Annotated in this window: 22 protein-coding genes and 1 pseudogene; 8 read left to right on the forward strand and 15 right to left on the reverse strand. The window is 71.2% G+C overall.

Features of this window, described 5'->3' with window-relative positions:
- Nucleotides 1-93 precede the first annotated feature (93 nt).
- The 5 genes from ACQPZF_RS15820 to ACQPZF_RS15840 all read left to right on the forward strand — a co-directional run bounded on the left by ACQPZF_RS15820 (nucleotide 94) and on the right by ACQPZF_RS15840 (nucleotide 5,482).
- On the forward strand, nucleotides 94-762 hold the full coding sequence (locus tag ACQPZF_RS15820; RefSeq protein ID WP_433272227.1) for a TetR/AcrR family transcriptional regulator: 669 nt from the start codon (nucleotides 94-96) through the stop codon (nucleotides 760-762).
- A 156-nt stretch (nucleotides 763-918) separates the two neighbouring features.
- Complete coding sequence (locus tag ACQPZF_RS15825) at nucleotides 919-1,491, forward strand: CAP domain-containing protein (RefSeq protein ID WP_433272230.1); 573 nt, start codon at nucleotides 919-921, stop codon at nucleotides 1,489-1,491.
- Nucleotides 1,492-1,732: 241 nt separating this feature from the next.
- Entirely contained in the window at nucleotides 1,733-2,041 is a 309-nt protein-coding gene (locus ACQPZF_RS15830) for a hypothetical protein (protein WP_433272232.1), read from the forward strand.
- Between the two features lie 180 nt (nucleotides 2,042-2,221).
- Nucleotides 2,222-5,020, forward strand: a complete 2,799-nt coding sequence (locus ACQPZF_RS15835) for a right-handed parallel beta-helix repeat-containing protein (RefSeq protein WP_433272234.1) — start codon at nucleotides 2,222-2,224, stop codon at nucleotides 5,018-5,020.
- 48 nt (nucleotides 5,021-5,068) lie between these two features.
- Nucleotides 5,069-5,482 (forward strand): hypothetical protein, encoded by a 414-nt coding sequence (locus ACQPZF_RS15840; RefSeq protein WP_433272236.1) that lies wholly within the window; start codon nucleotides 5,069-5,071, stop codon nucleotides 5,480-5,482.
- Between the two features lie 177 nt (nucleotides 5,483-5,659).
- Here the strand turns inward: ACQPZF_RS15840 and ACQPZF_RS15845 are convergent, their stop codons facing one another.
- The 4 genes from ACQPZF_RS15845 to ACQPZF_RS15860 all read right to left on the reverse strand — a co-directional run bounded on the left by ACQPZF_RS15845 (nucleotide 5,660) and on the right by ACQPZF_RS15860 (nucleotide 9,422).
- Nucleotides 5,660-6,532, reverse strand: coding sequence for an SDR family oxidoreductase (locus tag ACQPZF_RS15845; protein WP_433272238.1), 873 nt, complete (start codon nucleotides 6,530-6,532; stop codon nucleotides 5,660-5,662).
- 255 nt (nucleotides 6,533-6,787) lie between these two features.
- On the reverse strand, nucleotides 6,788-7,561 hold the full coding sequence (locus ACQPZF_RS15850) for an SDR family oxidoreductase (protein ID WP_433272240.1): 774 nt from the start codon (nucleotides 7,559-7,561) through the stop codon (nucleotides 6,788-6,790).
- A gap of 39 nt (nucleotides 7,562-7,600) precedes the next feature.
- A complete protein-coding gene (gene sigJ / locus ACQPZF_RS15855) occupies nucleotides 7,601-8,578 on the reverse strand; it encodes an RNA polymerase sigma factor SigJ (RefSeq protein ID WP_433272242.1) in 978 nt (325 codons plus the stop codon).
- A 16-nt stretch (nucleotides 8,579-8,594) separates the two neighbouring features.
- On the reverse strand, nucleotides 8,595-9,422 hold the full coding sequence (locus tag ACQPZF_RS15860; protein ID WP_433272244.1) for a helix-turn-helix domain-containing protein: 828 nt from the start codon (nucleotides 9,420-9,422) through the stop codon (nucleotides 8,595-8,597).
- Between the two features lie 223 nt (nucleotides 9,423-9,645).
- On the opposite strand from ACQPZF_RS15860, the gene ACQPZF_RS15865 reads away from it, so the two are divergent.
- Nucleotides 9,646-10,644, forward strand: a complete 999-nt coding sequence (locus ACQPZF_RS15865; protein WP_433272246.1) for an aldo/keto reductase — start codon at nucleotides 9,646-9,648, stop codon at nucleotides 10,642-10,644.
- A gap of 9 nt (nucleotides 10,645-10,653) precedes the next feature.
- Here ACQPZF_RS15865 and ACQPZF_RS15870 read toward each other — a convergent pair whose 3' ends face one another.
- Nucleotides 10,654-11,214, reverse strand: a complete 561-nt coding sequence (locus ACQPZF_RS15870; protein WP_433272248.1) for an SDR family oxidoreductase — start codon at nucleotides 11,212-11,214, stop codon at nucleotides 10,654-10,656.
- Nucleotides 11,207-11,416 (reverse strand): annotated as a pseudogene (locus tag ACQPZF_RS15875) (SDR family NAD(P)-dependent oxidoreductase); the annotation flags it as partial. The gene ACQPZF_RS15870 and the pseudogene ACQPZF_RS15875, both read right to left, overlap by 8 nt.
- Before the next feature lie 47 nt (nucleotides 11,417-11,463).
- Between ACQPZF_RS15875 and ACQPZF_RS15880 the strand changes: the two are divergent.
- A complete protein-coding gene (locus tag ACQPZF_RS15880; RefSeq protein ID WP_433272250.1) occupies nucleotides 11,464-12,051 on the forward strand; it encodes a TetR/AcrR family transcriptional regulator in 588 nt (195 codons plus the stop codon).
- Between the two features lie 64 nt (nucleotides 12,052-12,115).
- Here ACQPZF_RS15880 and ACQPZF_RS15885 read toward each other — a convergent pair whose 3' ends face one another.
- Nucleotides 12,116-15,577, reverse strand: coding sequence for a S8 family peptidase (locus ACQPZF_RS15885; RefSeq protein WP_433272252.1), 3,462 nt, complete (start codon nucleotides 15,575-15,577; stop codon nucleotides 12,116-12,118).
- A 204-nt stretch (nucleotides 15,578-15,781) separates the two neighbouring features.
- Here ACQPZF_RS15885 and ACQPZF_RS15890 point away from each other — a divergent pair, with 204 nt between their 5' ends.
- A complete protein-coding gene (locus tag ACQPZF_RS15890) occupies nucleotides 15,782-16,159 on the forward strand; it encodes a YciI family protein (protein ID WP_433272253.1) in 378 nt (125 codons plus the stop codon).
- 192 nt (nucleotides 16,160-16,351) lie between these two features.
- Here ACQPZF_RS15890 and ACQPZF_RS15895 read toward each other — a convergent pair whose 3' ends face one another.
- From ACQPZF_RS15895 to ACQPZF_RS15930, 8 genes are all read right to left on the reverse strand, one after another.
- Nucleotides 16,352-17,623, reverse strand: a complete 1,272-nt coding sequence (locus ACQPZF_RS15895; RefSeq protein ID WP_433272255.1) for an IS4 family transposase — start codon at nucleotides 17,621-17,623, stop codon at nucleotides 16,352-16,354.
- The gene (locus ACQPZF_RS15900; protein ID WP_433272257.1) at nucleotides 17,607-17,942 is read right to left on the reverse strand and encodes a transposase domain-containing protein; all 336 of its coding nucleotides are present in this window, start codon (nucleotides 17,940-17,942) and stop codon (nucleotides 17,607-17,609) included. The genes ACQPZF_RS15895 and ACQPZF_RS15900 overlap by 17 nt, the downstream gene beginning before the upstream one ends.
- A 360-nt stretch (nucleotides 17,943-18,302) precedes the next feature.
- Nucleotides 18,303-18,638 (reverse strand): hypothetical protein, encoded by a 336-nt coding sequence (locus ACQPZF_RS15905; RefSeq protein WP_433272259.1) that lies wholly within the window; start codon nucleotides 18,636-18,638, stop codon nucleotides 18,303-18,305.
- A gap of 92 nt (nucleotides 18,639-18,730) precedes the next feature.
- A complete protein-coding gene (locus ACQPZF_RS15910) occupies nucleotides 18,731-19,726 on the reverse strand; it encodes an alpha/beta fold hydrolase (RefSeq protein WP_433272261.1) in 996 nt (331 codons plus the stop codon).
- 127 nt (nucleotides 19,727-19,853) lie between these two features.
- Nucleotides 19,854-21,482, reverse strand: coding sequence for an ABC transporter substrate-binding protein (locus tag ACQPZF_RS15915; protein ID WP_433272263.1), 1,629 nt, complete (start codon nucleotides 21,480-21,482; stop codon nucleotides 19,854-19,856).
- Nucleotides 21,479-23,308 (reverse strand): ABC transporter ATP-binding protein, encoded by a 1,830-nt coding sequence (locus tag ACQPZF_RS15920; RefSeq protein ID WP_433272266.1) that lies wholly within the window; start codon nucleotides 23,306-23,308, stop codon nucleotides 21,479-21,481. The genes ACQPZF_RS15915 and ACQPZF_RS15920 overlap by 4 nt, the downstream gene beginning before the upstream one ends.
- Entirely contained in the window at nucleotides 23,305-24,162 is an 858-nt protein-coding gene (locus tag ACQPZF_RS15925) for an ABC transporter permease (protein ID WP_433272268.1), read from the reverse strand. The genes ACQPZF_RS15920 and ACQPZF_RS15925 overlap by 4 nt, the downstream gene beginning before the upstream one ends.
- On the reverse strand, nucleotides 24,159-25,139 hold the full coding sequence (locus ACQPZF_RS15930) for an ABC transporter permease (RefSeq protein WP_433272270.1): 981 nt from the start codon (nucleotides 25,137-25,139) through the stop codon (nucleotides 24,159-24,161). The genes ACQPZF_RS15925 and ACQPZF_RS15930 overlap by 4 nt, the downstream gene beginning before the upstream one ends.
- Between the last annotated feature and the right edge of the window lie 87 nt (nucleotides 25,140-25,226).

The following is a 25,226-nucleotide window of genomic DNA, read 5'->3' on the forward strand; positions in this document are numbered from 1 at the left end:
TCCTCACGCTTGGCGAACGGTGTTCGTAGCGAACAACGTACGTTACGAACACCGTATGTGGCGAACGGCGTTCGTCAACGGTAGGGTTGATGGATGCCCGGAAGCCCGCGAACCCGCCCCGCCAAGCCGGCGTTGAGCCGGGAGTCGATCGTCGCCGCCGCTCTCGACCTGGTCGACGAGTTCGGGTCGGACGCCGTGACCATGCGCCGCGTCGCCAACGCGGTGGACACGGCGCCCGCGTCGCTCTACGTCTACGTCGCCGACCGACGCGAGCTGATGGCGCTCGCGCACGACCTGGCGGTGGCCGACGTCGCCCTGCCTGCCGATGCCGACGGGGACTGGCGGACCCGGCTCGAACTGCTCGTCAAGCGGGTGGTGGACGCACTGGCGGCGCACGGGGACATCGCCGCGGTCGGCTTGAGGGACCTCATGGCGGGCCCGAACTCCCTGCGGATCATCGAGGAGATCCTGCGGCTGCTCCGGGCGGGCGGCGTCGCGGACGAGGCCCGCGCCTGGGCGGTCGACCTGTTCGGGCAGTACATCGCCTCGTCGGCGCTGGAGGAGTCGTCGCACCGCGCGCGGCAGGCCGGGCAGCCCTCCGACGCGCTCGCGGCGCGGCTCGACGCCGTCTACACCACCCTGCCGGTCGAGGACTACCCGGCGATCCGCGCCTTGGCGCCGTTGCTGACCAGTGGTGACGCCACTTCGCGTGCCGCCTGGAAACTGCGGGTTCTGATCGACGGGATTCTCGCCCAGTCCTGATAGGACGGACGAGACCGGCTCAGCCCGCTGCGCTAGGCATACCCATTCACCGGGGCCGTATTCCAGTTCGCACCCGACTTGGTGAATGTCTTTTCACGTCGTTCCGCGGCCGGTCGCGAGGGTATCCGACCGGCACTTCGGACGAGTGGAGTCATCATGGAACACCACGACAACGTGCCGACACAGACTCTGTCCGCCGGCACGGAAAACCGGCACCACGCCCGCCGCGGGGCACGGAACGCCCTGGCGTGCGCGGCGGCGGTCACCTTGGCGGGCATCGGGATTGCCGTGCCCGCCAACACAAGTCTCGCGCAGCCCGCGGTCCACCAGACGACCACTCCGGTCAAGGCGGCCGACGCCGTCCAGCAGATCGTGGACCTGGTCAACGCCGAGCGGGCCAAGGCGGGTTGCGGAGCGGTGCGGGTGGACGGCAAGGCCCAGGCCGCCGCCCAGGCACACGCCGACGACATGGCCGCGCGCAACTACTACGCGCACAAAAGTCCGGAAGGCGCGGACGCGGGTGACCGCCTGAACGCCGCCGGCTACGAGTGGCGCAAGTGGCGCGAGAACATCCACAAGGGAGTCCGCAGCCCCGAGGAAGCCATGCGGGACTGGATCAACAGCAGCGCCCACCGCGCCAACATCCTCGACTGCGGTGTCGGCGACCTCGGCGTGGGTGTGAACTCCAGCGCCAACGGCCCGTGGTGGGTGCAGGTCTTCGCCGCCTGACGGGAAGATCGTCCGATCCCGGCCTCGTAGAGTCCTTTGTGGACTGGTGAACCGGTCGCGGTCGTCGGGCGTCACCGACATCCCGGACACGCTCCCTCGGCTCGCGGTACAGTCGATGTCAGGTTCTTCGAGCGGCGGCTCGCGGTCCCGTCACATCACGCGCGGAGTCGGAGGTGATCACGGTGCACCCGGTCTCATGACAGCCCCAGCCCGGGGCGTCACGGAGCCGAAAGGCGACCGTATGAGCAGGACCGACAAGACCCGGCCCCACTGGGTGCGGATGGCCGACGCGCCGATGGTGACCTGCGTGCCCGTGCACGACCACCGGACCGGGCCCTGCACCCTGCCGGACGAGATCACCGCCGACAGCGTGTCCGTGGGATACCCGAAGGCCGGCTGCCACTGGGTGGCCACCGCCTACTTCTGGTGGGGTTGCGGCGGCAGCGACGGGTGCCGCGAGTGCACCGGTTACCACTTCCGACGCGAAGAGCGCCGCCGCAGCAGGCACCGGGCACGCCGCGAGTTGCACGCCTACCACGACGAAGACTGAGCCAAGGGCCGAGTACCGAACCAGGGGCCGAAGACCGGACTGAGAGCCGAAGACCGAGCCGAGGGCAGGGCCGGAACTCCAGCCGGCCCTGCCCTCGTCGGCTCGTGTGCACCCGGGAGCCCCTGCGCGGTGGCCGGTAGGATCGGCGCTTCCGGTGAACGGGTGGTCGGGGAGTGGGGGATGGTGGCTCGGTACCTGGTGTCCCCGACCGCGCGGCGTGGGCATCGGACCATCGCCGCGGCCCTGCACGCCGCCGCCGGCTCCCGCCGCCGGGTGGTGATCGAGATCGAGCCCGGCTTCTACCAGGAGGCGCTGGTCGTCCGGGGAGAGGTCGAGCTGGTCGGACGCGGCGCTCCCGGCTCCGTGGTCATCAGCCAGAACCGGTATTCCGCCCTCGACGCCTACGGCACGGTGCGCGTCGTCGGGCTGACCCTGACCGGCCGCGAAAGTGACGTCGTGACGTGTTCCGGCGGGACGCTCACCGTCGAGAACTCGACCATCCAAGGCCACCACGGCGTCAGCGTGCACGCGCGGCCGGGTTCCTCGGTCACCTTGCGGGACAGCGCGATCGGCCACGGCCGGACGTTGTTCGCCGGCTCGACCGGGCTGGTCGAGCGCTGCCGGTTCACCGATGCCGCGGACAACGCGCTCGCCGTGATCGAGGGCGCCGACGTGCACGTCGTGGACAGCCGGTTCGCCGGCAGCCGCATCCACGGCATCCGGGTCAGCGGCTCGCGGGCCCGCGTCACCGGCTGCGAGGTGACCGGCACCGGCAATTCGGCCATCGCGGCGGACAGCGGCGCGGACCTCACCGTCCTCGGCTGCCGGATCACCGCCGTGCACAGCTCCGGCGTCTCGTTCGCGGACCAGTCCCGAGGCCTGGTCGACGACCTCCAGGTCACCGACGCGGAGCACGGCATCGTCGTGGCGAGCGGGTCGAACCCGGTGGTCCGGCGCGGCCGGTTCACCGGCTGCCGCGACACCGGCATCAACGTCCACCTCCAGGGCCTGGGCCGGTTCGAGGACTGCGAGGTCGCCCGCGCGGGCAACGTCGGGGTGTTCTCGACCACCGGCGGCGCCCCCGACGTGCGCGGCTGCCACATCTCGGACGGCAACGTCGGGATCGCGGTGGACGGCGCGCGGGGCCGCTTCAGCGGCATCGTGATCCGCGACCTGACGAGCGCGGCGATGCGGCTGCTGGACGACGCCACCGGCGAGTTCTCCGATGTCGACGTCGAGCGCTGCCCGACCGGCCTGGAGGCGTTGGGAGGCGGCGGCACGAAGGCCGAACTGGTCGACGTGCGGTTCCGGGACTTCTCCATCGCCGCCGTGACGGTCGTCAAGCAGTCGCGGATCACGCTGCGGCGGGTGGTCGCCGAACGTGGTTTCGTCGGCTGCGGCGTGGGTGAGGACGCCCGCCTGCTGATGTTCGACTGCCGCGTGACGGGTGTGGAGGTGGGCGGGGTCGTCGCGTTCGGCACGGCGGTGCTGACCGCCCGGGGCCTCACCGTCTCCGGCGGGGGCGAAATGGGCCTCTGCGGTCGGGACTCGGCTTACCTGGACGTCACGAACGGCGACTTCGCCGACGCGACCGTCGCGGGCATCGGCCTGACGGACTCGTGCAGCGGGCAGTTGGTGGGCTGCTCCGTCACCGGCACCGAGGGCCTGGGCGTCATGCACAACGGGCTGTTCCAACTGGACGTGCGCACTTCGCTCCCGATCAAGCGGGCGCCCGACACACCGGCGTCGGACGTGCCCACGACGATCAACAACTTCTACGGCCCGGTCTTCCACGGCCCCGTGAAAGACGTGCAACTCGCCTGGGACAACGACAGCGTGTCGCAACAGCAGTCCCGTTCCCACGAGGTCGGCGTCGGCGTGCCGGGCCGGCGGTCCGAGTTCCGGGAGCTGCACGCGGCGCTCCGGGACGGGATCGGCCACCCCACCTCGGCGCTCGCCCGGCTCGGTCCCGGCGTGGTGCAGGAGTTCCAGGGCGACCCGCCGGGCCGGAACTGGGTGCTGTGCGCGCTGCCGGACCGGCCGCCGGTCGCGGTGGCCGAGCCCGTCTGGGAAGCGCTGCACACCGTGGTGGCGAGTGACGACCCGCTGGACGCGCTGGGGTTCCCCGTGCCCGCCCGACCGGCCGACCGGGTGATCGACGGCCGGGACGGTCAGGTGGCGCTGGCCGGAGGCGGTTGGGGCGACGGCCGCCTGGTGAGGTCCGGCGACACGTGGTCGTGGGAACCCGTGCCGAGCCTGAGCCTGGAGATGACGCGGGCGGCGCGCATGTGGACGGCCGACCCGACGTGCCTGCGGGTCCGGGCGCTCGCCCGACTGCCCTGGGCCACGGCGCGGGGGAAGGGCGAGGTCGCGACGGCACAGGCCCGCGAGTTCGTGGCGGCACTGCCCGGCGGCGAACTCACCGAAGCGCTGACGGCCATGCTCCGACGACGCGGCATGAACCCGCCGGGCGCGGCGTGGACAGCGGGCCCGAACCGCAACACGCTCGACGCGTTCAGCTATTCGACCGCTCACCCCGGTTTCACCGGCGAAGTGATGCTGGCGCTGCCGAACGCCGTGGAACCCGCGATCGTGACCTGCGCCGAACTGAGGGTCGAAGACCCGCCGCAGGCCGTGCTGACCTGGGCCGAACTGTCCCACTTCCTGGCCGTCGCGTGGCGGACCGCGACCGAAGCCCTGCCCGTCCTGGTCAGCCCCGACCCCCGCGTCCTGCGGTGGACGGCCCCGCCCACCGTCGAACTGCGCCTGACCGCGGAACGGGCGGCCGTCCCGCTGGACGACCTGGTCGACTTCTCCTCACTGGGCGCGCGCACCGGCGGACCCCTCACCGAACTGGCGGTGACGATCACCGCGCCGCCGCGGCTGACTCCGGCGGACCGGGCGGCGCAGACCCGCCGGGCGGTGGTCCACCTGCTGCGGGCGTCCGGCTTCCTCGACGCCGCGGAAGTCCGTTTCTGATCCGTCACACGCCGTAGGCTGTCGCCGGTATCCGAGAGAGGGGAACGCATGGCGGACGACACCGACGCGGTGGCCAACTACCACGGCCCGGTCTTCCACGGCGACGTCAAGGACGCGCAGCTCGCGTGGAACAACACCACCGTGACCCAGAACCAGGCGCACACCGAGCAGGTCGCCCCCGGTTTCGAGGACGTCGCCCGGGTGGTCGCGGACGTGCTGCGCCGGCTTTCCGACCTGGGCCTGCCGGCGCAGGACGAGCGGGACGCGGCGGAGAACGCGAACGCGGTGCTGGCGGAGGTCGTGCGCCCGGAGCCGGACCGCGGTGTGGTCAGGCGGGGGCTGACGGCGATCAAGGGCACGCTGGCCCAGCTCGCGGCGGGCCTGGTCACCGGTGCGACGGACGGCTCGACCGAGCTGGCCAAGGAACTCGTCAAGTCCCTCGGCCAGATCGGTCCCGGCTGAGCCTCCTACCGCCGCCGGCGGCCGGGGTCCGCGGCTCTGTCATCCGGTGCTCGGGGTTCCGCGGTGCTGTCGACCGGTGGCCGGGTCCGCGGCTCGCCATCCGGTGGCCGGGTCCGCGGCTCGTCAACCGGTGGCCGGGTCCGCGGCTCGCCATCCGGTGGCCGGGTCCGCGGCTCGTCAACCGGTGGCCGCCTGGTCGCGCACCACGTCGGCCAGCGAGGTGGCGGGGTGGCCGGTCAGGCGCTCGACGTGGTCGGTGATCCCGGCCAGTTCGCCGTCGGCGATGGCGGTGTACGTCGAGACCCACGCGTCGAGCAGCCAGTCCGGCGCGCCGTAGGAAGCGCGTGACCGATAGGCCTCCTCGACCGTCTCGCGGTGATAGGTGATGTCCCGCCCGGTCGCCTTGGTCAGGATCTCGGCGACCTCGTCCAGGGTGAGGGCCTCGGGCCCGGTCAGGTCGTAGGCGGCGCCGGCGTGCTGCGGGGCGTTCAGCAGCACGGCGGTGGCGGCGTCGGCGATGTCGTCCAACGCCACCGCGGCGACCCTCCCGTCCCCGGCAGGGCCTCGGATGACGCCGTCGTCGCCCGCGAGGGACGGCATGAGGTCGGCGTACATGTTGTCGCGCAGGAAGGTGTGCGCCAAACCGCCGGCGCGGATGTGCTCCTCGGTGGCGTGGTGGTCGCGCGCGAGGGTGAATGTGGCGTTCGGTGCGGCGCCGTAGAACGAGATGTAGACCAAGTGGTCTACTCCAGCCTCGACCGCGGCGTCGACGAACATACGGTGCTGGTCCACCCGGTCGGCCGACTCGGAGGCCGACACCATCAGCACGCGGTCCACCCCGTCCAGCGCGGCCCGGACCGCGGCCCGGTCGGCGAAGTCGCCGGGCACCGCGGTGGCGCCGGGCAGTTGTGGCGCGCGGCCGGGATCGCGCACCAGCAGCCGTTGCGGGACACCGGCGGCGGACAGGCGTCGGGCGACGCGTCCGCCGAGCCGTCCGGTGGCTCCGGTGACCGCGATGGTGGCGTCGGATGGGATGGGCTGGTCGCTCATTCGTGACTCCCTGCGGGTGCTGCGTGCCGGCGGCCCACCGGTGAGCCAGGGGATCACCCGGTGAGCACACCGCGCAGGGTAACGGTGTCGACCGCGACCGGCAGGACTCGCCCGACCACCTCCGCCGGGTCTTTCGCCGTGGGTCGAGTGGCCGGGTGTTCCGCCGTGGTCGAGTGGTCGGGTGTTCTGCTGTGGTCGAGCGGTTGGGTGTTTCGCCGTGGTCGAGCTGCCTGGTGCGGGATCGTTGCCGCGGGGTCAGCGGGTGTTCCGCGCATGCACGGTCCGGCTCAGGTACTCCTCGAACGTGATCCGTCCGACCGCCCGTTCCGGGGTGAGGTGGTGGCCCGCGCGGTAGTCCCGGATCGCCTTGACCGGCAAGCGGACCGACCACACCGGGCGGCGGCGTCCGATCGCCCGGAGGTAGCTGCGGGCCAGTTCGGCGGCGTCCCGCACCTGCGGTCCGCCGAGATCGGGCACCCTGGCCGCGGCGGGGAGCGCGGCGATCGCGACGAGCCGTTCGGCGACCTCGGTGACGTCGATCGGCTGGAAGCTCACCTTCGCCGGCATCATCGTCACCGGCAGCCGGCGCTGGACGTCGCAGATCGCCGTGATCAGGTCGTGGAACTGCGTCGTGCGCAGGATCGTCCACGGCAGCCCGGACTCCTCGACCAGCCGCTCGCAGGCCGCTTTCGCGCGGTAGTAGCCGAGCGCGACGTTCTCGATGCCGACGATCGACACGTACACCAGGTGCGGTCGCCCGGCCGCGCTCGCCGCTTCGACCAGGTTGCGCGTCGCGGCGATGTCGCCGCGCCCGTTGGTGGTGGCCAGGTGGATGATCACCGCCGCGCCGTCGACCGCCTCGGCGAGTCCGCGTCCGGTGCGCAGATCACCGGTCGCCCACGTCCACGCGGCGGGCTCGCGTTCCCGGCGGGTCAGCACGCGCACCTCGTGGCCGGCGTCGGCGAGTCGCGGCACGAGTGCGCGGCCGAGCCGTCCGGTGCCGCCGGTGACCAGAATCGTTGTCGTCATTCCCCGCTCCGTCATGGCTTGAGTCGTCGCCGTACACCACTAGGAACCGGATACCTCCGGCGAACGTGACAACCGCGCCGCCTGGTCGCGGAGGAAACGGAGCTTGTCCGGGTGGACCACGATCCGGATGGCGGTGATCTGCGCGCCTGTGGTCTGCGTGCCTGTGGTCTGCGTGCCGGTGGTCTGCGTGCCGGTGGTCTGCGTGCCGGTGGTCTGCGGGGCGAGCACGCCGACCAGCGTCGTCCCGACCCAGCCGAGCACCGCCGGCGCTCCGTTGACCTCCTGGATCGACACCACCGCTTCCCCGATGCCCCGGCTCACCGACGAAGCCAGGTACCGCGCGACCGTCGCCCGGCCCCGCACGGGCCGCCGCGCCACGCCCGGCGTGCCGTTGCCGTCGGCGACCGAGCTGACGTCCTCGGCGAGCAGCCGCTCCAGGCCGGCGAGATCACCGTTCCGCGCGGCGACGAGGAACCGCTCGACCAGGGCGCGGTGGCCCGGCAGGTCGACCGGCGACCGCGGCGGCCCGGCCTCGGCCAACCGCTGCCGCGCGCGGCGGTGTAGCTGCCGGCAGTTCGACTCCGACAGTTCGACCAGCTCGGCCACCTCGCGATGGCTGTAACCGAACGCCTCGCGCAGCACGAACACCGCACGTTCGCCCGGGGTGAGCCGTTCGGCCAGCACGAGGAACGCGAGCGACACCGTGTCGCGCTGCTCGACGGTCTCCATCGGCCCCAGCGCGTCGTCCGGCGTCAACACCGGCTCGGGCAGCCACTGCCCGACGTACCGCTCGCGGCGACTGCGGGCGGAATCGAGCCGGTTCAGGCACAGGTTCGTCGCGACCTTGGCCAACCACGCGGACGGCGCCTCGACCGAGCCGGGCCGGGTGTTCCGCCACCGCAGGAACGTGTCCTGGACGACGTCCTCGGCGTCGGCGGCCGAACCGAGCATCCGGTACGCCAGGCCGAACAGGCGCGGCCGATGCCGCTCGAACACCTCGACCGCCTCCGCCACCACCCGGCAAGCATGACAGTCACTGGGCGTAGGCGAGGGCTCCGGGGTGCACGGTGAGGGCGTCCGCCGTGGCCGCGTCGGCGGGGAGGTAGACGACCAGGCGGTGGTCCTCGTCGCCGGGCAGCGTCAGGTGCTCGTAGGCCAGCCGCAGCAGGCCCGCCGCGGGGTGCTGCCACAGCTCGACCCCCGTCCCGGCGGGCAGGACGGCCGCGGCGGTGAAGCGGCGGCCGAACCCGGCGCCCGCGGTGATCGACAACTCCTCGGCGAGCATGGCCGCCGCGCCGTCACCCAGGTCGGCCGCGGCACGCAGGGCGGCGGCCCGTTCGTCGGCCACCTGTTCCCAGGCCGGGAACGCGGTGCGCGCCCTGGCGTCGCCGAACACGAAGCGCGCGAGGTTGGGCCGGTCGGTGTCGAACAGGCCCACCGGCTCGGCGAGCCACCGGAAGCCGGCGGTGCAGGCGAGCACGTCGCCGTGCGCGTCGGTGACGAACGCGGGCGTGGGCTCCAACCGGTCGAGCAGCGCCCGCACGGTCGGGCGCACCGGACGCGGGGCGGTCACCGCCGAGCACGTCGTGCCCGCCTTCACCAGGCGGTGCAGGTGGACCCGTTCGTGGGGCGAGAAACCCAGCGCGTCGGCCAGTGCCCCGAGCACCTGGGCCGACGGGTGGCGGTCGCGTCCGCGTTCGAGACGGGTCAGGTACTCGACGCTGACGCCCGCGAGCGCGGCCAGCTCACCCCGGCGCAGGCCGGGTGTGCGGCGGCGGGGGCCGGTCGGGAGCCCCACCTCGGCCGGGGTGATCGCCTCCCTGCGGGCACGCAGGAAGGAGCCGAGCGCGTTGTCCACCATGGTCACCGAGTCTAGGTCGTGCCGTGCGCGACCTGGCTTCGTCGGGGTTCGCCCGGGTTGGTCGTCGTGCTGTGCGCGGTAGGCCTGGTCGGGACTCTCGGGTCGGCTGTCGTGCCGCGTGTGGTCAGGTCTTGTCGGGCTCTCCGGTCGGCTGTCGTGCCGCGCTCAGCCAGGCCCTGCCGGGGCCTCCCTCCGGCCGGCCCGTCGTCCCAGGCTGGACGGCATGACCATGAGGTACCGACTCTTCGGCCAGACCGGGTTGCGCGTCTCGGAACTCCTGCTGGGCACGATGACCTTCAGCGACGCGGACGAGGCCCGGCGCATCGTGGACGCCTACGCCGACGCGGGCGGCAACGTCCTCGACACCGCGTCGGCCTACGGCGACGGGGAGGAGCTGCTCGGCTCCATCGTGGAGCGGCGCGACCGGTTCGTCATCGGCACCAAGTACACGCTGTCGCGTGCCGCCGACGACCCCAACGCCTCAGGCAACCACCGCAAGAACCTGGCGCTGTCGCTGGAGCGGAGCCTGCGCCGGCTGCGCACCGACTACATCGACGTCTACTGGGTGCACATCTGGGACCGGCACACGCCGGTCGAGGAGACCATGCGCGCGCTGGACGACGCCGTCCGCGCGGGGAAGATCCTCTACACCGGCATCTCCGACGCGCCGGCCTGGGTCGTCGCCCGCGCCAACACCCTCGCGCAGTGGCGCGACTGGACGCCGTTCGCCGGGCTCCAGGTGCCCTACAACCTGCTGAACCGGGACGTCGAGCGCGAGTTGCTGCCGATGGCCGAGGCGCTCGGGCTGAGCGTCACCGCCTGGGCGCCGCTCGCGGCAGGCAAGCTGTCCGGCGCCGTCGACGCGCCTCCCGGTTCGCCGCGTTCCCAGCGCGTCGACCCCGCGTCGCTCACGGAGCGCGAACGCGCGGCGGCCCACGCCGTCCGGGCGGTCGCCGACGAACTGGGAGTCCGCCCGGCCCAGGTGGCGCTCGCCTGGACGCGCGCCAAGTCCCGGGCGGTGCTGCCGCTGGTCGGCGTCAGCAGCGTCGCGCAGCTCACCGAGAACCTGGGCGCGCTCGACCTCACCCTGCCCGACGACGCGGTCCGGCGGCTGGAGGCGGCGGTGGACTTCCGGCTCGGGTTCCCGGGCGACTTCATCGCCGAGTGCGAGCCCTCTCCGTTCGTCTTCGGCGACACCGCCACCAGGGTCGAGCCCCGCTGAGCGTCCGGGTCACGCGGGTGTCCGCGGCCCGAGGTGCAGGCCGCCGCTGGCGTCCAGGACCTGCCCGGTGATCCACCGGGCTTCGTCCGACGCCAGGAACGCCACCACGTCGGCGACGTCCTCGGCCCGCCCGATCCGGTTCAGCGCGGTCAGCCCCGCGATGAGCGCCGACGTCTCCGGGGGGAAGAAGTGCCCGTTGGCGTCGGTCCTCGTCGCGCCCGGTGCGACGACGTTGACCGTGATGCCGCGGCTGCCCAGCGCCTGGGCGAGGGTGCGGCTCATCGTCTCCACCGCGCCCTTGGTCAGGGCGAAGGAGGTCTGCGTGGGGTTGGCCATGCGGGTCGCGACCGACGAGATGGCGATGACGCGTCCGCCGTCCGGCAGCAGCGGGAGCGCCCGTTGGATGATGAAGTACGGAGCCTTGACGTTGACCGCGACGAGGTGGTCGAACTGTTCCGGGGTGTCGGTCTCGATCGGACCGGCCGGCGCGGCGGCGGCGTTGTTTGACCAGGATGTCGAGCGGTCGTCCGGAGAGCCCGGCGCGGAGGCCGTCGAACAGCGCGTCGACACCGCTCATCGTGGCCAGATCGGCTTGGATCGGGAACGCCCGCCCGTTCCCGATCCGTGCGACCGTCCGCCGCGCCTCGTCCGCGTTGCCGCCGTAGTGGACGGCCACCTGTGCGCCGTCCGCCGCCAACCGCTCGGCGATGGCGCGGCCGATGCCTTTGGAAGCCCCCGTCACGAGCGCGGTCTTGCCCGTCAGGCGTGCCATGCGGTCCCCAGGGTGTTATCGACTACCAACTTGGTAGTGTCTACCACATGACGAGCCTGCGAGAGCGGCGGCGGAACGAGACCCGGCGTGCGGTGCAGGCGCACGCCATCCGGCTCTTCGTGGAGGTCGGCTACGACGCCACGACCGTCGAGGACGTCGCCAAGGCGGCCGGCGTCTCCGCGATGACGGTGTACCGGCACTTCGCGACCAAAGAAGACCTGGTGCTCTACGACGAGTACGACCCGCTGACCGCCGCGGCCCTGCTCGCACGGCCGGAACACGAGCCCGTCGTGCAACGGATCGGACGAGCGCTGGTCGACACGGCGGCAGCGGCGACCGGCCCGCACCACGCCGACCAGGCGCTGCTCCTGGCCCGCCTCCGCCTGATGATCTCGACGCCGGCCTTGCGCGCCCGCCACCTCGACAGCCAGTACGCCACCCAGTCGGCCATCGTCGCCGCCCTGTGCGGCCCGTCGCCCGACCCCGACGAGGAGCTACCCGTGCGCTGCGCCGCCGCCGCCTGCCTGGGCGCCGCTCACGTCGCCCTGGTCCGCTGGGCCGAGAACGACGGCCAGGACGACCTCCCGGCGCTGATCGGCACTTCGCTGACCCACGCCTTCGGCATCCCCTTCTGACACCGGGCCCCGACACGCACGATCGGCGGGTGGGGACCGCGACAACGGCCCCCACCCGCGGTGGTCACGCCCTGAGGCGGTATGCCCTCAAGACGGTCTGGTCGACCGTGTTGCCCTCGGTGTCGGAGGCGACGACCCGGAGCGAGACGTAGCCGCCGGGCTTGCCGCCCCGCGGCACGAGGTGCCTGACCGGCGCCCAGGTGGCCCCGTCGTCGAACGACGCGAACGCCTTGACCTCCCGCACGGTGGCCTTGCCGGCACCGGCCTGCCGGGACACCGTGAACCTCACCGGCAGCGGCACCCCGGCCCGTGCGCTGTTGCGGAGGTCGAGCGGGACGCTGTAGTCCACCTCCAACAGCGGTGGCCGGCCGTCCGTCGGACCCGCGCTCGTGAAGCCCCACGTCGAGTGGACGGTGGTCGACAGGTCGAGCTGCGGCGCGCCGCGGGACGCGGTGACCGACAGCTCGTAGCGGCCGGGCCCGGCCGGCACCTCCCACCGACCCTGCCACGGGTCGGCCGGGATGCCGAGCGAGACGCCGTCGCGCTTGAGTTCCATGCTGCCGAACCCCGTGCGCACCCAGGACTCGACCGCGCGGCCTGTCGCGAACGGCGACACCTTCGCCTCGATGGTGCTGCCGCTGCGGGTCACGCCGCCGCCGGCCGCCCATGGCACCAGCGCGGCCCCGCCGAGCCGTGGCGCGGTGACCGCGGCGCCCCAGTCGCGTCGGTACCGCCCGCCGGGCTCGAACGTGGCCGGCTCGACGTCCGACCACACGCCGACCAGCGGATCCCGCGCGTCCGTCCCGAACATCCGGCCGACGAAACCCTCCTGGTACCAGCCGATGCCGTTGCCCGCGCTGTAGTACTCGGTGCGGGCGGCGGGTGCGGTCAGCGCTTCGTCCATCACCACGCCGAGGTTCTTCACCGTGGCGCCGGAGCGCATCGGGTACAGGCGCTGGCGGACCAGGCCGTCCGCGCCGGACGAGCGGTAGCGGGCGTCGACCTCGGCCAGTTCGGACCGCTTCACCCGGTACGTCCGGCCGGCGGGCAGCGCGCCCTGCTCGGGGAAGAACAGGTTGTAGCTCACCGGCGAGGTGTCGATCGCGCCGACCGTGACCTCGCGGCCGATCTGCCTCACCAGGTCCGCCGCGCCGTGGTCGGAGGCGGACAGCACCGGCAGCGCGGTCTGCTCCGGGTACGGCAGCGGCAACGGCCCGAGCACCAGCGCCGCCGCGGCTCCCGCGTCCTTGAGTTGTTGCGCCAGCGCGTAGATGTCCTCGTTGCCGAGGTCGGTGACCACGAGCGCGCCCTTGACGTCACCGTCGCGCTTGGCCGTGCGGAACCTGTGCGCGCCCGGCGCGAGGAACGGGCTCGCATCGGCATAGCGCACCGGGAAACCGAACTCGCGCAACGAGACCCGTGGCTGGGCGGCCTTGAGCGTGGTCGAGTAGTTGAGCTGCGGCAGCGGATCGCCGAACGACAAGCCGTAGACCGGCGTCGAACCCTCGATCGGCCCGCTCACCCCGGAGTTCTTGCTCGGCGCGGCGGGCACGCTCAGGTCGACCTCGCGGTGCAGCGGACGCACCCTGTCGTCGTCGAGGTCGACCGTGATCGGCTTGCCGTCCTTCGCGTTCAACTCGATGCCGACGTCCTCGGACATCGTCACCCTGCCCGCCACCTCGGTGACCGAGACCGGCGTGTACCAGCCGGCGAGCGCGGAGTGCTGGTCGATGCGGCCGAGCACGGCGTAGTCGGAGACCGGCAGCCTGGTCGAGCCGACGCCCTCGGCGTTCAGCGAGAGCACGGTGGACTGGCCGGTCTTGAGGTCCACGAGCAGCAGGAACTCGGCGAGCGGCGGCTTGCCGTCCCGCCCGGTCACCTTGGCGGTGAGCACGTGCCGCTCCTCCTGCACGTACGCGCCGACCGAGGTGACCACGCTGACGCCCGCCGCGGTCGCCTTGACGTGCCCGAAGAACGTGCCGAGCCCCTTGCGCGGGTCGAGCCGCACGACGACCGGCGCGGCGCCGTGCGCGGGCACCGTGACGCTCGACGGCACGGTGAAGTCGGCCCCGAGGTCGTGCCGCACGTCCAGCGTGACGGGCTGGTCGCCGTCGTTGTGGTAGGTGATCGTCTTGTCGAACACCTCGGTGTGCGGCCACTCCACCAGCCCGAACGACAGGCTGCCGACGTCCGCGCGCACCTCCTGCCCGACCGCGCGCCGCACGTCGAGCAGCCCCGTGCCGACGTGGTCGGGCGAGTCCGCGACCGTTTTGACCGACGCCATCAGGTGCGCCTTCAGCTCCCGCGCGGTCCAGGTGGGGTTGCGCTGCGCCAGCACCGCCGCCGCACCCGCGACGTGCGGCGTGGCCATCGAGGTGCCGCTCAGCCGCGCGTGCAGCTCGCCGACCGCCTGGTCCGGCAACGTGCCCTTCGCCCGTGCCGCCACGATGTCCGTGCCGGGCGCGGCGATGTCGGGCTTGACCGCGTAGTCGCCGAACCGCGGCCCGCGCGAGGACGACTCGGCGAGCACACCCTGCTTGGTGAGGTTCGCGACGGCGAGCGCCTCGTCCGCCGCGGCGGGCGCCGAGACCTTGCGGAACGTGTAGCTGTTGCCCGCCGCCACGACGAACAGCGTGCCGGTCTCCGCCGTGAGCCGGTCCACGGTCCGGGACAGCGGGTCGGAGCCGTCGCTCTGGTCGCCGCCGAGGCTCATGTTGACGACCTTGGCCTTCACCTCGCGGGCGGCCCACTCCATCCCGGCGATGACCACGCTCTCCGGGCAGTCCTGCGTCCCGCAGACCCGCCCGACGGCGAGCCGTGCGCCCTTGGCGACCCCGGTGTACGTGCCGCCGCGTCCGGCGACGGTCGCCGCGACGTGCGTGCCGTGGCCGACGTTGTCCTGGATGCCTTCCCCGGTGAAGTCCCTGGCCGTCGCGACGACGTCCCTGAGTTCCGGGTGCTCCTGGTCGTAGCCGGTGTCCAACACGGCCACGGTGACCCCGCTGCCGTCGAACCCGGCCTGCCAAGCACCCGGCGCGTCGACCATCGGCACGCTCTGGTCGAGCGTGATCCTGGCCTTGCCGTCGAGCCAGAGCTTGCCGGCGCTGAGGGAGCCGGCCCGGCGTTCGGCCCACCGCTGTGCGGCCTCGGCCTTCGGGACGGCTCCCGCCGTGCGGAACCCGTCGGACAGCAGGGGGATCCGATCGGTCGTCGCGTCGTCGTAGCGGAAGTCGTGCATCGCCGTGACGTCGAAGAACCGCTTGTCCAGCCGGTCCTGCGCCAACTCGCCGAGAGCGTCCTCCGGCACCACGTACTGGTGCTCGTCCTCGACGTACCGGGCGAACCGCACCCCCGGCCGCCCCTCGACGCGGACGAGTTCCCCTCGCTCGTCCACGACCACCTTGTCACCGCTGATCAGCGTGATGGTCCGGGCCCGGCCCTGGACCACCGGGTCCGCCTGCGCCGCCACCGGGCTCACCAGCCCGGCGGCCAGCACGGCGACCACTGACAATCGTGCTAAGCGCACATGTCCTCCCCAGACTTGGATGTGCTTCCACGGAGAAGACTCCTCGCAGCCCTCCGCCGTTGCCTGGGCGGCCGGGTCACGTCGCGGAGAAAGTTGCCCTCCGGGGTCTGTCGAATCAGAGTGTCGTCGTTCGACGCGAAGATGACGGCTGGTCAACGTGCCCGGGAGCGACCCGGACCCCGGCCCGAGACGCCAGGAGTGGCAATGCGGTTTCTGCTGATGCACCGGCTCGACGAGCGCGCCCCGGAGGCGTGGAACCCCAGCCCGGAGTTCATCGAGACGATGGGGGCGTTCATCCAGGACTCGATCGAGAAGGGCATCCTGATCACCGCCGAGGGCGTCCACCCGTCGGCGAAGGGCGCGCGGGTGCGCAAGACCCGAGGCGCGGCGATCACCGCGACCGACGGCCCGTTCACCGAGGCGAAGGAAGTCATCGGCGGCTTCGCGCTGATCAACGCCAAGGACCGCGCCGAAGCCGTCGAGTTCGCGCGGCGCTACGCCGACCTCTTCGACGAGATCGAGGTAGAGGTCCGCCAGGTCGTGGAAGAGGAAGACCTGGCGAAGTTGAATTCAGCTTTTTAAGCAAAAAGACGGCAGAAGAGGAACCACGGACTCAACGCGCTCCATGAGCACGCCAGTCTGGGCTCAATGCCACTAAGTTAAGCTGGTCTGTGGATGTGGATCGTTGGTGGCAGGCTGTGGGTCATGCCGTATTCATCGGTACGTTTGACTCGGTATGAGTTGTGCCGGGTGCGTCGGACGACTCGTGGGTAGTCACGAAGGCGGCGGTGGTTGAGTTTTGCCAGGATCTCCGTGAACATCTCCGTGAGTCTCCTGGTCGACGCCCTGGGGGGAAAAGGTCGCTCGGCGGGTGACGTGACGGCGCACCACGCGAAGCGACCGGGTGAAGGACAGGCGGTCCGGGTCGACTGTGTGACCTGCGGCGGCGCACATCAGTTTGCGTATTGCGTAGTGGGTGAGCAGGAAGGCCCAGATTTCCTGGCGGACCATCTCCGGCGACTTGGACCGCAGTACCCTGCCCGAGCCTCGGAGGCGTGTCTTCACCTCACCGATGCCGGTTTCGAATTCCCATCGCTCGTGATATGCGGCGGCAAGTTCGACAGCGGACGCCTCGGACGGATCGAGGATCGTCGTGATCAGGCAGATCGGTTCGCCCTGTCCGTTGCCCGTCCGGTTCGTGACCTCGTACTCCACGACCCGGACCCTGGTCACCGACTCGGCGGCGACGTCCTCGCCCGCGCGAACCCTCCCGAGAAGCCGGCGACGCCGTCCCGACCGGACCTCCGGGTCGATCACGTAGGCGAGCCAGGAACCATCGGGCAGCCATTCGACGAACTCCAACCCGACCGTGGAATTGATCCTCCACAGCAGGTCGGCACCGGTCGCCCGGGCACGGTTCCACAACCTGTAGCCGTAGAAATGCCGATCCGCCAGGACGAGCATACCGTCCCCGAAATCGGACAGCAGTTCCCCGACCATGATGTTCTCGCTGTCACGGGACGATCCGATCGTCGCGGCGACAATGGCCCGGGAACCGCATTCGCCGAGGCCCACCACACGCGCCTGGGGAAACGCCCCGGCTCGTGCGCCACTGTTGTGCGTGCCGAACGCCTGCATGTTCCCGGGCGTGTCCGCGACATCGAGCACGAACCCGTCGACGGCCATCAACCGCCGTGTCCCCGACCACGCGCCCCGCGTGTCCGCCGCGGCGACCGGGACGGCCGAGCGGGAGAACAACTCCTTCAGCGGCTCTTCACCGAGGCGTTGCCGGGCCAATGTGATGGCGGCGGTGGACGGCATCGACCACCCGTCCCGCCACGCCCGCATGAACTCCAACGAACCGACCAGTTTCCGCATCACCTCCTCGTAGTCGTCATCGGAGAACAGACACATCGCCAGGCAGAAACTCACCATCATATGGGCCAATGCCACTAACTTAAGCTTTCCGCTGGTCAGGGCCAGGTTCGTCCGCCGAACAGGCCGGATGACACTACGAAAGATTGTCCACTTAGGACATAGTTGCATCGCGCAGGCGCAGATCCCCAGGTCGCCTCTCGCCCCAACGAGTCCGGGATGGCCCGGATCCGGTCGAGCTGAACGTCCTCTGGATCGATCTGAGCTGTGAAAACGTGGCTAAAGTTAGTGGCATTGTCATATGGGCAGGTAACAGTCGGGTCCGCTGCTCACGCCGCCCCGTCATGTCGAGAACCTCATCGACGCGACTTCTGGGAAACGTGTCCGCGAACAACGCCAGAGACACCAGCTCCGTGACATGACCACCATCGGAAAGGAAAACCGGAGCAGCACCCCGCCCAATTGAACCCACCGAACCATCATAGCGCATATACGTCTAACTTAGTGGCATTGAGTCTGGGCTCAAGCCGGGAACATTACGAGAATGGACCACATCATCGATAAGCCCTGAAGCTGCCAGGGACGGCTGGAACGCCACACGCGCTACGGAACGCGCACTTGCGGTGTCAGGTCGCGTTCAGGCCGAAGACGCGCGGGTCGGTCGGCTGGGCGGGTTGCTCTGCGGGCGGCGTGTTGCGCTGACAGCCGTCCCCCGGCAGGCTTTAGGGCATCGATGATATGGTCATTTTGCTTAGTGTTCCCAGCTTTATCCATGACCTGCGTGCTTGTGGAGCGCGTTGAGTCCGTGGTTCCTCTTCTGCCGTCCTTTTGCGTAAAGAAAAGCAAAGCATCAGGGCGCTTGTTGTTGTTGTTGTGGTGGTGTGGTGTCTTCCAGGCGCAGTGCGGTGAGGAAGTCGACGGCTGCTCGGTGGGCTGGTCCTTCGCCGGGGATTACTTCCAGTAGGGCGATCAGCCTTAGCAGTCGGTAGTTGTCGACTGTCTTGAAGAACCGTTGCAGATTCGGTCCCCATTGGCTGTTCAGGACGAGGAGCAGCCGGCCGCCTTCGAGGTCCATCAAGGACGGCCGGCCCTCGTGTTCGACCACGGACCAGGTCGGGAGGGTGGCGACCAGGTGTCGGAACCGGTCGACCATCTCCTCGTACTCGCGTCGTTTCCGCCAGTCCACCACGTCCTCCTCCCGGACTCGTCCGATGGTCCGAACGTAGCACTGTTCGAACCTGTGTTCGAGTCGAGGTGGAATAACGTCGGTCGGACCGGTCAGCGGCACGTCTCGCGGGGGAACCGGGCCCCGGACCAGAACCGCAGCACGTCGTGGTTGAAGTCCGATGGGCGTTCCCAGCTCGCCGAGTGCCCGACCCGGCTGTACACCACTGTGGCTGCCTTCGGCAGGTGGGCGGCGATCATCTGCAGGATCGGCGGCGGCAGGTACAGGTCCGCGTCGCCGGTCATGATCAGGGTCCGCACGGACAGGGTTTCCAGTCGGGGCCAGTCGATCGGCGAGGAGATCTTCTGGCTCGCCACCGAGTGCCCGCCCAGCGAGAGGTCGGACAGCTCCTGCCACCGCCGGGCGCCCGCCTCGTTCGCCGCGCGGTAGTACGGGCTCAGTTCCAGGAAGTCGTGGGACATGTTCTCGAAGCCCGGCGGTCGCAGCAGCTTGGTCACCCGCAGGTACTCCGGGTCGGAGATGCCCATGAAGCTGCTCAGGATGAGCAGGCTGTGCAGCCGTTCGGGGTGCAGCAGCGCGTAGTCCGTCGCGTAGTAGCCGCCCAGCGCCGCGCCGAGCAGGTGGAACCGCCGCAGCCCGAGGTGCTCGACCAGCGCGTGCAGGTCGTCCGCGCCCACGCCCGGGTTGTCGGGGTCCGGCGCTGTTGAGTTGTAGTGGCCGCGGCGGGAGTACGCGATCACCCGGTAGCCGGCGCGGGCGAACACCGGTTGCTGGTACGGCCACGACAGGGCGCTGCCGCTGCCGGGGTGGACGAGTACGACCGCGGGGCCTCGGCCGCCGGTGTCCCAGTACCAGAGGCGAGCGCCCGGCACGTCCAGGAAGCCCTCCCTGGCGGGCACCTGGGCCGGGACCGGCTCGGGCACGTACGGGTCGCACCCACGGCGGTGGGACTCCGGGTCGGCTGCCGAGCCGGGTGCGGCCAGTGCCGTCCCGGATGCGGCGAGCGCCGCCGCCGCGGCGGCCGTGGAGGCGAGCATGGTTCGTCTGGCTACCTGTCCCCGGCCCGCGCCGTCGGGATAGCTGGTCATGTGGGATTCCTCAGGTTGTGGTGCGTGCGGATACGAAACGGTGTGCCGCGCCCCGCGGGGGCCGTCGGTGAGGCCCGGGGTACGCCGGGAGCGACGCCGGCCGGGTCGGCGGCCTGGCGCGGTCGTCCTAGTCGGTGCGGTAGACCTGCTCGAAGCGGCCGTTGCCGAAGGTGCGGCCGGGGAAGTCCTGCTCGGGCCAGCCCGCGGTCCGCACGTTGTGCGCGTTCTCCACGTTGGCGAAGAACGGGATGATCCACCCGCCGCGCTCGTACTGGATCTCGTACATCTTCCGCGTCAGCTCGGCGCGCCTATTCTCGTCGATGCTCGCCTGCGCCTGCTCGTAGAGGCCGCGCAACTCACCGAGATCGGCGCCGCCCGGATGGGTCAACGTCGTGGTGTCGCTGAGGTCGGTGAGCGCCATCAGGGTGAGGAAGTCGCCCTGGGGCGGCCACTTGTCCACGGAGAACGGCCAGTGGTGGAAGTTCGGGCCGAACAGCGTGGCGGTGTCCACCTGGCGCACGGTGACCTTCATCCCGATCTCGGCGGCGTTGTTGGCCAGCACCGTGCACATCGACACCGCCTCGGTGGACACCGGGCCGGTGACCAGCTCGACCTCGACGCCGTCCCGCCCGGCCTCCTTGAGCAGCGCCCGCGCCCGGTCCAGGTCGCGCTTGCGCACCAGGGACGCCGGGTAGCCGGCGGCGAACGGCTCGGGCAGGTCGTTGGCGACCACGCCGTGGCCGGACAGGCACGCGGTCAGCGCCTGCTCGCGGTCGATGGCCAGCCGCAACGCCTGTCGCACGCGGACGTCGTCGAACGGCGGCTGCTGCATGTTCATGTAGATCCCGGTCCACGCCCCGGTCCGCGACTCCAGCAGCTTCAGCTCGCGGTGCTGCTCGATCGTCGGGATCTGCGCGTACTGGAGCAGGTTGATCGCGTCCACCTGCCCGGTCACCAGCGCGTTGATCCGCGCCGAGTCGTCGTTGATGACGTTGACGACCAGCTCGTCCAGGTACGGCTTCGCGCCGAGGCCGGCCGGCGCGGGGGTGGCGCTGGGCTGGGAGGGGCCGTCGGCGTTCCAGTAGTTGGCGAACCGCTCGCACACCCACTGCCGGTTGGGGGTGAAGCTCTTGTACTTGAACGGTCCGGTGCCCACCGGGTTCCTCGGGTCGAACCCGACCGGCACGATCTTGAACGGGCTGGCCAGCGCGGTGGGGAAGGTGGCGCTGGGCCGCAGCAGCTTCATCCGCAGCGTGCGCTGGTCGAGCTTGGTGAAGCCGTTGAGGTCCACGAACGCCTTGAACTTGCCCACGGTCACCGCGCCGGGCAGGGAGAACGTGCGCTGGAAGGTGAACAGCACGTCGTCGGCGTCCAGGGTCTTGCCGTTGTGGAACTCGATGTCCTGCTTGACCCGGATCGTCCACTCGTCGCCGGCGGCGTTGGACTCGATCGCCTCGGCCATCTGGAGGTGGTACTTCATGTCGTTGCTGAAGTCGGCGAGCTGGTCGTAGAGGACGCGGGCCATGTAGCTCACCGGGATGCTGTTGAGCAGCATGGGATCGAGGGTGTCCGAACCCTTGGCGCCGCCGGTCGCCACGGTGAGCGTGCCGCCGCGCCGGGGTGTCCCGGCGGTCGGCGCACCGCCGCCGGCGCCGCAGGCGGCCAACGCCTGCCCGGCGACGGTCAGCCCCACCGCGGCGGCGGCGGCGTTCAGGAATCCGCGTCGGCTCAACTCGTTGGCTGCTCGCGTGGTCATGTGCGGTCCTCCCGTGACGGCGGTGCGGACGGAACACCGGGTGTCGCGGCACCGAACTCGGGGGTGGCCGCGATCAGGGTCCTGGTGAAGGGATCGGCGGGGCGGTCGAGCACGTCGTCGACGGGGCCGACCTCGACGAGCCGGCCCGCGCGCATCGCGACGACCTGGTCGGCGACCGTGCGGACCAGCGCGAGGTTGTGCGTCACGAACAGCAGCGCCAGGCCCTCCTCGTCCTGGAGCCGGCGCAGCAGCCGCACGATCGAGGCCTGCACGGACACGTCCAGCGCGGAGGTGACCTCGTCGCAGATCAGCACCTCGGGCCGGCACACCAGCGCCCGTGCGATCGCGACCCGCTGCCGCTCGCCGCCGGAGAGCTGGTCGGGGTACCGCGACGCCACCGCGGGGGAGAGCGAGACCCGTTCGAGGACTTCGGACACCGCCGCCGTGGCGTTCCCGGCACGCTTCGGGAACAGCACCTTCAGCGGCTCCCGCAGGATCTCGCCGACCGAGCGCCGGGGGTTCAGCGAGTTGTAGGGGCTCTGGAAGATGTAGTGCACCGCGCGGCGCTGCTCCAGCGGCCGGTCCCGGGCGCGGGTGGCCATCTCCTCGCCCTGGAACGTGATGCCGCCGCTGTGCCGGTGGTGCAGGCCGATGATGCTGCGCGCGAGCGTGGTCTTGCCGCAGCCGGACTCGCCCACCAGCGCGAGGCATTCCCGCGCGGCCAGCGTCAGCGACACGTCGTGCAGCACCTGCCGCCGGCCGTGGAAGGCGTCGAGGCCCGACACCCGGAGCAGCACGTCGTTCTGCTCCCTGGTCCGGGGTTCGACCGCGCGCGGCGTGGCCCTGGCCGGTCCGAGCCGGGTGGCGAGCAGACAGCGCACGACGTGGCCGGGGAAGACCTCGACCGGCTCCGGCGTCGTGGTGGCGCACTCCGCTTCCGCGTCCGCGCAGCGCGGGTGGAACGCGCAGCCCGTCGGACGCTGTCCGGGCAGCGGCGTGTCACCGGGGATCGCGGCCAGCTCACGGCGCTGCGACACCAACGGCACCGCGGCCAGCAACGCACGGGTGTAGGGGTGGACCGCCGCGCCGAAGATCCGCGCGCTCGGGCCGGCCTCCACGATCCGACCGGCGTACATGACCAGGATGCGGTGCGCCAGGTTGGAGACCACCGCCATGTCGTGGGTGACGTACAGCGCGGCGACGCGGTGGGTCGCGCACAGGTCCCGCACGGTGCCCAGCACCCGCGCCTGCGTGGTCACGTCCAGCCCGGTGGTCGGCTCGTCCAACACGATCACCCGCGGCCGGAGGACGAACGCCAACGCCAACGTGACCCGCTGCTGCTGCCCGCCGGAGAGCTGGTGCGGGAACCGCGCCAGGAAGGCGTCGTCCTCGTCCCGGTCGCCGCTGCCCAGCCCGACTTCGCGCAGCGTGCTCCGAATCCGCTCGTCCCGCTGGGCGGCGGGGAGTTCCGGCCGGTGGAACTCGAACAGCTCGTCGAGCTGGCGGCGCAACCGCAGCGCGGGGTTCAACGCCATCGACGGGTCCTGTGGCACGTAGGCGACCGTGCTGCCGCGCAGTTTCGTGAGCTGGTCGTGCCGCAGCCCGACGACCTCCTGCCCGTCCACGACCACGCTGCCGCCGACGATGCTCGCGCCGCGTCGTGCGTCGCCGAGCAGCGTCACGCCGGCGGTGGTCTTGCCGGAGCCGGATTCGCCGACGAGGCCGAGCACTTCGCCGGCGTCGATGGTGAAGTCCACGTGGTCGACCACGTCGACGCCGCGTCCGTCCAGGTCGACGCGCAGGCCTTTGACGGTGACCGCTGTCATGGCCGCACCTCCTGCGGTGAGACCCGGGCGACCGTTCTGGCGAAGCCTTCGGCCATCAGGTTGGTGCCGAACGTGAACACCGCGACGCACAGCACCGGCACCACGACCCCCCACGGCTGCAACGCCAGCCCCTGGTAGTTCTCCTTGATCATCAGTCCCCAGTCCGCCGCCGGCGGCTGGAGGCCGACGCCGAGGAAGCTCATCGCCGACACGATGCCGATGGACCAGGTCAGCCGGAGCCCGAAGTCCACCATCAGCGGCGTCATCACGTTCGGCAGGATCTCCCGGCGCACGATGCGCAACCGGGGCGCGCCAAGGGTTTCCGCCGACTCCACGAACTCCCGCGCCACGACCTCCTTCGCCGCCCCGTACGCCACCCGCGCCACCTGGGGCACCCACGCGATGGCGACGATCAGCGGCATCAGCGCCAGCTCCGCGCGCGCCACCGACACCAGCAGCAGGATCAGCACCAGCGGAGGGAACGCGCGCAGCACGTCCATGGTGCGCATCAGCAACTCGTCGACCACACCGCCGCTGTACGCGGCCGTCATGCCGATCACCGCGCCGACCGCGACGCCGACCAGCGTGCCGACGAACGAGATCCACACGATGCTCTGCCCGCCCGTCAGCACCCGGGAGAGCACGTCCTCGCCCAGGTAGTCGGTGCCCAGCAAGGCATTCGCGGAAGGAGGCGAATAGGGGGCGCCGATGATGTCGCTGTGCGCGTGCGGGGCGAGGAACGGGCCGAGCACGACGACCAGCAGGACCAGCCCGGTCGACACCAGGCCCACCCGCATCCGCGGCTCGCGCAGGCAGCGCCGCAGCAGGCTCCGCTGGAACCGCGCGGCGCTCATCGGCCGGCCGTTCGCAGGCGGGGCGTGACGTACACCGTCAACACGTCCCCCAACAGGTTGAAGGCCACGTAGCAGGCGGCGAACACCAGGCAGATTAGCTGGATCACCGGGAAGTCCCGGTTGTTCACCGCGTCCACCAGCGCGCTGCCGAGGCCGGGGTAGTTGAACACCTGCTCGATGACCACGACCCCGCCCGTCAGGTAGGCCAGCGCCAGCGCGGTGCCCTGGATCGCCGGCACCAGCGCGTTGGGCAGCACGTGCCGGCGCAACACCACGCGTTCCGGCACGCCTTTGAGCCGTGCGGTCCGCACGTACTCCGACTCGTACACGTCGATCACCGAGCCGCGCACCAGCCGGGCCAGGTAGGGCAGCACGCCCAGCACCAGCGCGGCCACCGGGAGGACCAGTTGCGCCGGGTCGCCGAACGGGCTCTGCCCGGGTGCGATCAGCACGGTGCCGGGCAGCACCGGGAACACCGAGGTGGACAGCAGGATCACCAGCAGCAGGGCGATGATGAACTCGGGCAGCGCGGTGAGCCCGAGCGTCACGACGAGCACCGCGCGGTCGAACGGTCGGTCCCGGCGCCGGCCGGCGACCGCGCCGACGAACACCGACAGCGGCACCACGATGGCCGCCGAGACCAGCACCAGCACCGCGGAGTTGACCGCCCGGTCGCCGATCAGCGTGCCGACCGACTCCCGGGTGACCAGCGAGTGGCCGGGCTCGCCGGTCAGGATGCCGCCCAGCCACGTCAGGTACTGCGTCACCAGCGGCCGGTTGAGGCCGAGTTCGGCGCGCAGCGCGGCGACCCGGTCCGGCGTCGCCTCGTGCCCGAGCACCGCCCGCGCCGGGTCGCCCGGCAGCACCTGGGTGGCCGCGAAGACGAGCACGGACACCAGCAGCACCACAGCCGCGCCGAACAGCACCCGGCGCAGCAGCCAAAGCTGTCCGGTGGTCGGAAAGCGTCGTCGGTCCACCGTCATCACCCCGTCCCGGCGCTGTTGGTCCGTGAGGATGCGCTTCGTCTGTTGTAACTGTCAACACCTTGCTTTTCGGTACCGTGC

The sequence above is a fragment of the Actinosynnema sp. CS-041913 genome (assembly GCF_050942485.1).
Lineage (GTDB): Bacteria > Actinomycetota > Actinomycetes > Mycobacteriales > Pseudonocardiaceae > Actinosynnema.